Below are 6,098 nucleotides of genomic sequence, written 5' to 3' on the forward strand. Positions count from 1 at the left end.
TGGTTCGCGTGTGAGTTCGCCGAGCCCGGCTCGTCGACGCGAAGTTGTCGGCCGCGAGCCGCTAAGCCTTGAAGCTGAACAACCGGAAAAGGTTCGAAGGACTCCTGTAGTGCTCACGCACCTCGCGGAAGCCGGCCCGCCGGCCAAGATTCCGCCAGGAAGACGCCGTCTCAGGGTAATCCATGCTATGCACGTGGGTGGCGAGCAGCAGCCATTCGAGGCTGCTGAGCGCTGAAAAATCTTTGCGCTGCCGTTCCCATCGTCTCATCCAGCCGGCCCGGCTCTCCCACATTTTGCATGTGTTCTCGTAGACCAGAAGCGTCCCGGATGGGCCGACAAGGCGCCGCAGCTGGTGCATGACCTCGAGTTTCTTGTCGAAGCGTAAATGGTGCAAGGACAGGCCGATCCAGGCGAAATCGACAGGCTCCTCCGACGCGGTCAGCCACTCTACGAAATCCCCGCGCCGCAGTTCGGCGGCGCATGACAGACCGGCGACATTGGCGGTTGCCTCATCGAGCGCTGTCCGCGACAGGTCGATGCCGACATAGCGACCGACGGGCAAGCCCTCCAAGGCAGCCGCACTGAACGAGGCGTCTCCGCATGCAAGGTCCAGGAAAGAGAAGCCAGGGCGTTGGTTTTGCAGCAACTGGCGAAGCACCGCATAAGCTTCACGGTGAAACAGGTAGTTGTTGTCCAGAACCTTGCGATAGATGCCCCACATTTCTTGGAACAGGGCAGAGGGGGGCACGGCAACTTCGATCTTGGTGGCGGCGGTCATGGGATCGCTCCTCTCGGTCAGGAGCAATCAAGGTGAAATGCGGGCCGCTAAATGTAGCGAACCGAGGTGCTAAAACTTCCGAAAACTTCCAAAAAACGCCTCATTGCATTAGCGTGAGCTGATGGAGGAGCGGCGCTACAGTTTTGGTCCTTTCTTGCTCGATGCGGGAGCGGGAATGCTTTACCGACGCGGAGTGCCGATTTCGGTAGGCTACCGGGCCATGCTGCTTCTGGAGCGCCTGCTGCGCTCGGCCGGAGTCGTGGTCGGTAAGGACGAACTGCTCGATGCAGCCTGGAACGGACTGGCGGTCGAGGAGGGCAACCTGTCGGTGCAGATCGCCGCCTTGCGCAAGGTCCTGGGCGAGGGACCCGACGCCTCGCATTCGATCCTGTCGGTCGCGCGCGTGGGCTACCGGCTGACCGGCGAGGTGCGGCTTGACGCAAGCGATACGCGAAACGGTGCAGCCGAATCGGACGAAGGGCCGTCCATCGCGGTGACCCGTTTTCGCCTGATCGGCGACGATCCCGAAAAGTCCTACTTTGCCGACGGCCTGTCGGAGGACATTATCACCGGCCTGTCGCGGTTGCGAGGTCTGCATGTGCGTGACCGGAGTTCTTCCTTTGCCTATGACCCGCAGCACATCGAGCTCGATCGCCTGCGCCGCGAGTTGAAAGTCCGCTACGTCCTGCAGGGCAGCGTGCGCCAGTCCGGGCAGGCCCTGAGGATCACGGCGACGCTGAGCGATGCCAGCGCGGGTACGCAGGTGTGGGCGGAACGCTTCGATGTCGAGAGCGGCGATTTCCTGGCGTTGCAAGACCAGATCACCCACAAGGTCATGGCTTCGATCGAGCCCCAGCTTTACGAAGCCGAGCGTCTGCGCCTGCATAGCCGTCCCGCCGAGAGGCTCGACGCCTGGGGCTTTGTGATGAAGGCCATGCCCCATGTCTGGACGTGGGGATCCGAGAAAGACCTCGACATGGCCGAGGGTCTGCTCGTCAAGGCGCTTGAGATCGATCCCGATTATGCCCGCGCCAACAGCCTTCTTGCCTGGACGACCGGCGCGCGGGCAGCGCTTGGCCTGACGCCGAAACCCCGTGAGCTGTTGGCCTCCGCTTTGATGAGGGCACAAGCGGCGGTCGTGCGCGATCAGGACGATCCCTGGGCGCATCTTTCGGCCGGCTATGTGCACATGGTGTCGCGAAATTTTCGCTCGGCGGTAGACGAATTGCTGGAGGCGATCGAGCGCAATCCTGGGCTCTCGCTCGCGCACTGCATTCTGGGTTCCACCTATGGCTATGGCGACATGGCGGAGGATGGCTTGCATCACCTGGCGATTGCCGCGCGGCTCAGCCCGCGGGATTTCATTCAGGCGGCGATCTTTTCCACCATGGGTATCTGCCACTTCACCGCGGGACGGTTCGATGTGGCGGCCGATCTGGAGCGCCGGGCCGTTCAGCTTCGGCCGGCTTTCGGCACCGCTTGGCGGACTTATGCGGCGACGGCTGCCCTTGCCGGCGATGTCGCCACCGCCGCCGCGGCGTTGAAGGAGGCCCTGCGGCTACAGCCGAACCTCTCGGTGGCCTGGGTCGACGAGCACCACCCCATCGTCAGGCCCGAAAAGCGCGCTCTCTACATCAGCGGACTTCGCATGGCGGGGTTGGCCTAGCTTTGGCTTCAATTGGGTCTTGGTGGTCACGTCGCAGGCCTCGCCTGGCCGATTGCGCACTGCGCCAACAAAGCCATACGATCGAACCATGCCGCACTATCCAGACGCAATGCCCCTGTCGAAGACCCTGTTCGAACGTGCCAGGAAGGTGATGCCGGGCGGGAACACGCGCACCACGGTCTTTGTCGATCCGTTTCCGATCTATGCCTCGCGAGGCGAGGGGTGCAGGGTCTGGGATGTGGACGGCAACGTCTATTACGACTGCATCAACAATTTCACCTCGATGATCCATGGCTACACGCAACCGGATGTGGCCGCCGCGGTGATCGACCAGCTGCCGTTCGGCACGGCCTTCGGTGCGCCGACGGTCAGCGAGATCGAGCTTGCCGAGCTGCTGGTCGAGCGCTTGCCCTCGGTCGACCGGATCCGCTTCGCCAACTCCGGGACCGAGGGGGTGATGATGGCCATCAAGGCCGCGCGCGCCTTCACCGGACGGCCCAAAATCGTCAAGATCGAGGGCGCCTATCACGGCTCCTACGACTTCGCCGAAGTCAGCCTTGACAGTACTCCCGCCAATTGGGGAGACATGCCGAATTCCACGCCCTATGCGAGGGGCACGCCGCGCGGGGTGCTGGACGATGTGATCGCCGTGCCCTTCAACGACAGCGAAGCGCTGCGCGCGGTCTTCGCCGCTGAGCGCGATACCATTGCCGGCGTGCTGATCGATCCCATGCCGAACCGCGCCGGTCTCATTCCTGCGCGGCAGGATTACCTGCACGCCATGGTCGAGATCGCCCATGCGGCGGGTGCGCTGGTCATTTTCGACGAGGTGATTTCGTTCCGCCTCGGCTATTCGGGCGCGCAGGGGCTGTGGAGCATCGGGCCAGACCTGACGGCGCTGGGCAAGATCATCGGCGGAGGCTTTCCCGTGGGTGCCGTCGGCGGCCGGGCCGACATCATGGCGGTGTTCGATCCGACCCAGGGCAAGCCCGCTTTGCCGCATGGCGGCACCTTCACCGCCAACCCGGTCACGATGCGCGCCGGGCTGGCCGCGATGCGGGCGCTGACCAGGGAAAGCTTTGCCCACCTCGATCGCCTCGGCGCGTTGTTGCGCGACGGCATCGCCGCCTCATTGGGCAAGCATGGTCTTGCCGGCCAATGCGTCGGCCTGGGCTCGCTCTTCAAGGTCCATTTCACGTCGCATCCCGTCACGGATTACCGCTCCGTCTATCCCGGCCAGGCCGAACGCAAGAAGCTCGATGCCTTCCACAAGGGCTTGCTTGGCCGCGGCGTCTTGTCGGCCAGCTATGGCCTGTTCGCGCTGTCGACACCGATGACCGAGGCGGACGCCCGCGCCATTCTGCAGGCGATCGACGAGACCCTAGGCGAGATCGCTCGCCAGTCCTGAGACAGGCCGACAGGAGGATCACGGATGACAGCTTCTCCTCATGTGGTGGTGATCGGCGCCGGCACGTTGGGTTTGTGCTCGGCCCTCCACCTTGTCGAACAGGGCGCGCGCGTGACCGTGCTTGAAGGCCAGTCGATCGCCTCCGGGTCGAGCGGCAGGTCGGTCGGCGTGGTCGGATCGCAATTTACCGATCCGTTCGAGATCATGCTTCGCGTTCATGCGCTGCGCCGCTTCCGCCAATGGGAGAGCCAGGGGCTTAGCTTCAACCATATCGGCTATCTGCGGCTGGCGCGCACGCAGAAGCAGATGGAACTGTTTGCAAAGTCGGTGGAAATTCAGGAAGAGGCCGGCCTGCGCTCCCGACTCTATCGTGCGAACGAACTCACGGAACTCGTGCCGCATATCAACCCGGGTGGGCTGGAGGGTGGGCTGTTCGGGCCCGACAATGGCTTCCTCGACCCTCACGAGATGTGCACTTTCCTGGCGCATTCGGTCCGCACCCAGGGCGGCGAAATCCGCCAGTATCGCAAGCTGCTGGGGGTAAGGCGGCGAGCGCGCGGCTACACGCTGGAGACCAGCGGCGATCCGATCGATTGCGATGTCGTGGTCAATGCGGCAGGAGCCTGGTCGCCGCAGGTGGCCGAACTCTTCGGCCAGCGCCTGCACATTTGGCCCGAGCGTCACGAGGCGGTCGTCATCCATCTCGACGAGCCGCTCGGCTACACGATGCCGATGGTCATGGATCTGGTAAACGGCGAGGGAAGCGGCCTCAATTTCCGCCATGAGAAAAGCACCGAACTGATCGCCGAGATTCACAAGGTCGACTCGCTCGCGCCGGAGGATCCCGACAATTATAACGACCAGTGCGAGGAAGGATCTAAGGTCAGACTGGCGGAGCTTCTCCTTGAGCGGCTGCCCGATCTGCCGGGCGCGCGGCTTGGCCGGGGTTGGGCCGGCCTTTACCCCGTGACCGCCGACCATCGCCCCTTCGTCGGCCCGATCGATGCTTCCGAGCCGACATTGGTGACCGCCGCCGGCGCCGGCGGCTACGGCATTCAGCTGGCCCCGGTGATCGGGCAGATCGCGGCCGACTGGGTTCTTCACGGCGCCCCGGTTTCCGCGCCCGGCACCGAGAGCCTGCTGCCGTCGGCAGCGCGAAACATTGCTCCTAGGTGATTGAGCGATGGAGCTTGGCGGGATGTCGAAGTCCGTGTCACGCGCCTAGGAGCGCGCCGGCATTCTGCAGGCTCGAAACATATCTTGGGCCGTCGGCGCTTCGCGCGGAACCATCGGATCGAGAGCAGGTTGGTTGTGCATCTCAGTTTGAGAGACAGTCACAGCTCAAGGGAGAACCCGATGAAACTTCCGTACAGAACCACAGCCGCCGCTGCTGCCTTGCTATTCATGAGCTTCCCGGTCCTTGCCCAGACAAGTGCTGCGCCGGAGCCCACGCCGATTCCGCAGAAGCCCGGACCGACCGCGACACCGGAAGCCAATGCTCAACCCGCAGGTCCGACGCGCGAGATGATCCGCCGGATGATCGACGACGTGCTCCAGGAAAAGCTGCAGGAAGATCGTTCGGCTGAACAGGGACCCCGGCATGGCGGACGTTGGCACCGCGAAGACAGACAAGCGCGGCGGGACGACGACAGAATGGCTGGCAGGCCTGATCGGATGGGACCGCGCATGATGCACCGCGCCCGTATGCAGGTCATGTTCGCGATAGTGGATGCCGACGGCGACGGCGCACTGTCGCAGGGCGAAGTTCAGGATATCGTCGGCAGGATCTTCAACGCCGCCGACGAGGATGGCGACGGCAGCCTCGACCTGGACGAGCTGCAGTCGTTCATGCATGGCTCCGGTGGCGGGCGCATGCGGTAGCGGCGCCGAAGCACATCCAGCCAGAGCGAAGCATCTTAGCCGCCGCTGTCCATGGAAGCGCATATATGTGACGGCCAGGGATTGAGATATATTGCCGCCATCCTTGGGCGCTGACGTTCTTTGAACGGGGGCATGACATGCAGGCGGTGCCGATAGCTCATCCGGCCGAACAGTCCGCCGCCGCCTCGGTACCTTCGCTCTCCGGCTATCCGGCCGCGGTGCTGTGCTGGCTGCTGTCGGCCGGCGTCTATATCGCGGCCAAATGGGTGGCGCCGGAAATGCCGCCCTGGGGACTCTGCTTCTGGCGGCTTGCGCTCGCCTGCGCCATCCTGCTGCCCATCGTGCATCGCCATCACGGCGCGATG

The 6,098-nt window shown here is 63.9% G+C and carries 5 protein-coding genes and 1 pseudogene; 5 read left to right on the plus strand and 1 reads right to left on the minus strand.

The window, feature by feature from the left end:
* Window positions 1-61: 61 nt before the first annotated feature.
* Complete coding sequence (locus EOA49_RS13670) at window positions 62-778, minus strand: class I SAM-dependent methyltransferase (protein ID WP_127215219.1); 717 nt, start codon at window positions 776-778, stop codon at window positions 62-64.
* 175 nt (window positions 779-953) lie between these two features.
* On the opposite strand from EOA49_RS13670, the gene EOA49_RS13675 reads away from it, so the two are divergent.
* The 5 genes and pseudogenes from EOA49_RS13675 to EOA49_RS13695 form a co-directional block, all read left to right on the plus strand.
* Window positions 954-2,444, plus strand: a complete 1,491-nt coding sequence (locus EOA49_RS13675; RefSeq protein ID WP_164746721.1) for a winged helix-turn-helix domain-containing protein — start codon at window positions 954-956, stop codon at window positions 2,442-2,444.
* Window positions 2,445-2,532: 88 nt separating this feature from the next.
* The gene (locus tag EOA49_RS13680; RefSeq protein ID WP_127240202.1) at window positions 2,533-3,852 is read left to right on the plus strand and encodes an aspartate aminotransferase family protein; all 1,320 of its coding nucleotides are present in this window, start codon (window positions 2,533-2,535) and stop codon (window positions 3,850-3,852) included.
* A 24-nt stretch (window positions 3,853-3,876) separates the two neighbouring features.
* Entirely contained in the window at window positions 3,877-5,028 is a 1,152-nt protein-coding gene (locus tag EOA49_RS13685) for an FAD-binding oxidoreductase (protein WP_127240201.1), read from the plus strand.
* A gap of 135 nt (window positions 5,029-5,163) precedes the next feature.
* Entirely contained in the window at window positions 5,164-5,733 is a 570-nt protein-coding gene (locus EOA49_RS13690; protein WP_245460646.1) for an EF-hand domain-containing protein, read from the plus strand.
* A gap of 137 nt (window positions 5,734-5,870) precedes the next feature.
* Window positions 5,871-6,098 (plus strand): annotated as a pseudogene (locus EOA49_RS13695) (EamA family transporter); the annotation flags it as partial.

It is taken from the genome of Mesorhizobium sp. M1A.F.Ca.IN.020.04.1.1, from assembly GCF_003997315.1.
GTDB lineage: Bacteria > Pseudomonadota > Alphaproteobacteria > Rhizobiales > Rhizobiaceae > Mesorhizobium.

Coding starts and splice junctions, on each gene's coding strand:
- EOA49_RS13670 (WP_127215219.1), bottom strand. CDS start 778: ATGACCGCCGCCACCAAGATCGAAGTTGCCGTGCCCCCCTCTGCCCTG.
- EOA49_RS13675 (WP_164746721.1), top strand. CDS start 954: ATGCTTTACCGACGCGGAGTGCCGATTTCGGTAGGCTACCGGGCCATG.
- EOA49_RS13680 (WP_127240202.1), top strand. CDS start 2,533: ATGCCGCACTATCCAGACGCAATGCCCCTGTCGAAGACCCTGTTCGAA.
- EOA49_RS13685 (WP_127240201.1), top strand. CDS start 3,877: ATGACAGCTTCTCCTCATGTGGTGGTGATCGGCGCCGGCACGTTGGGT.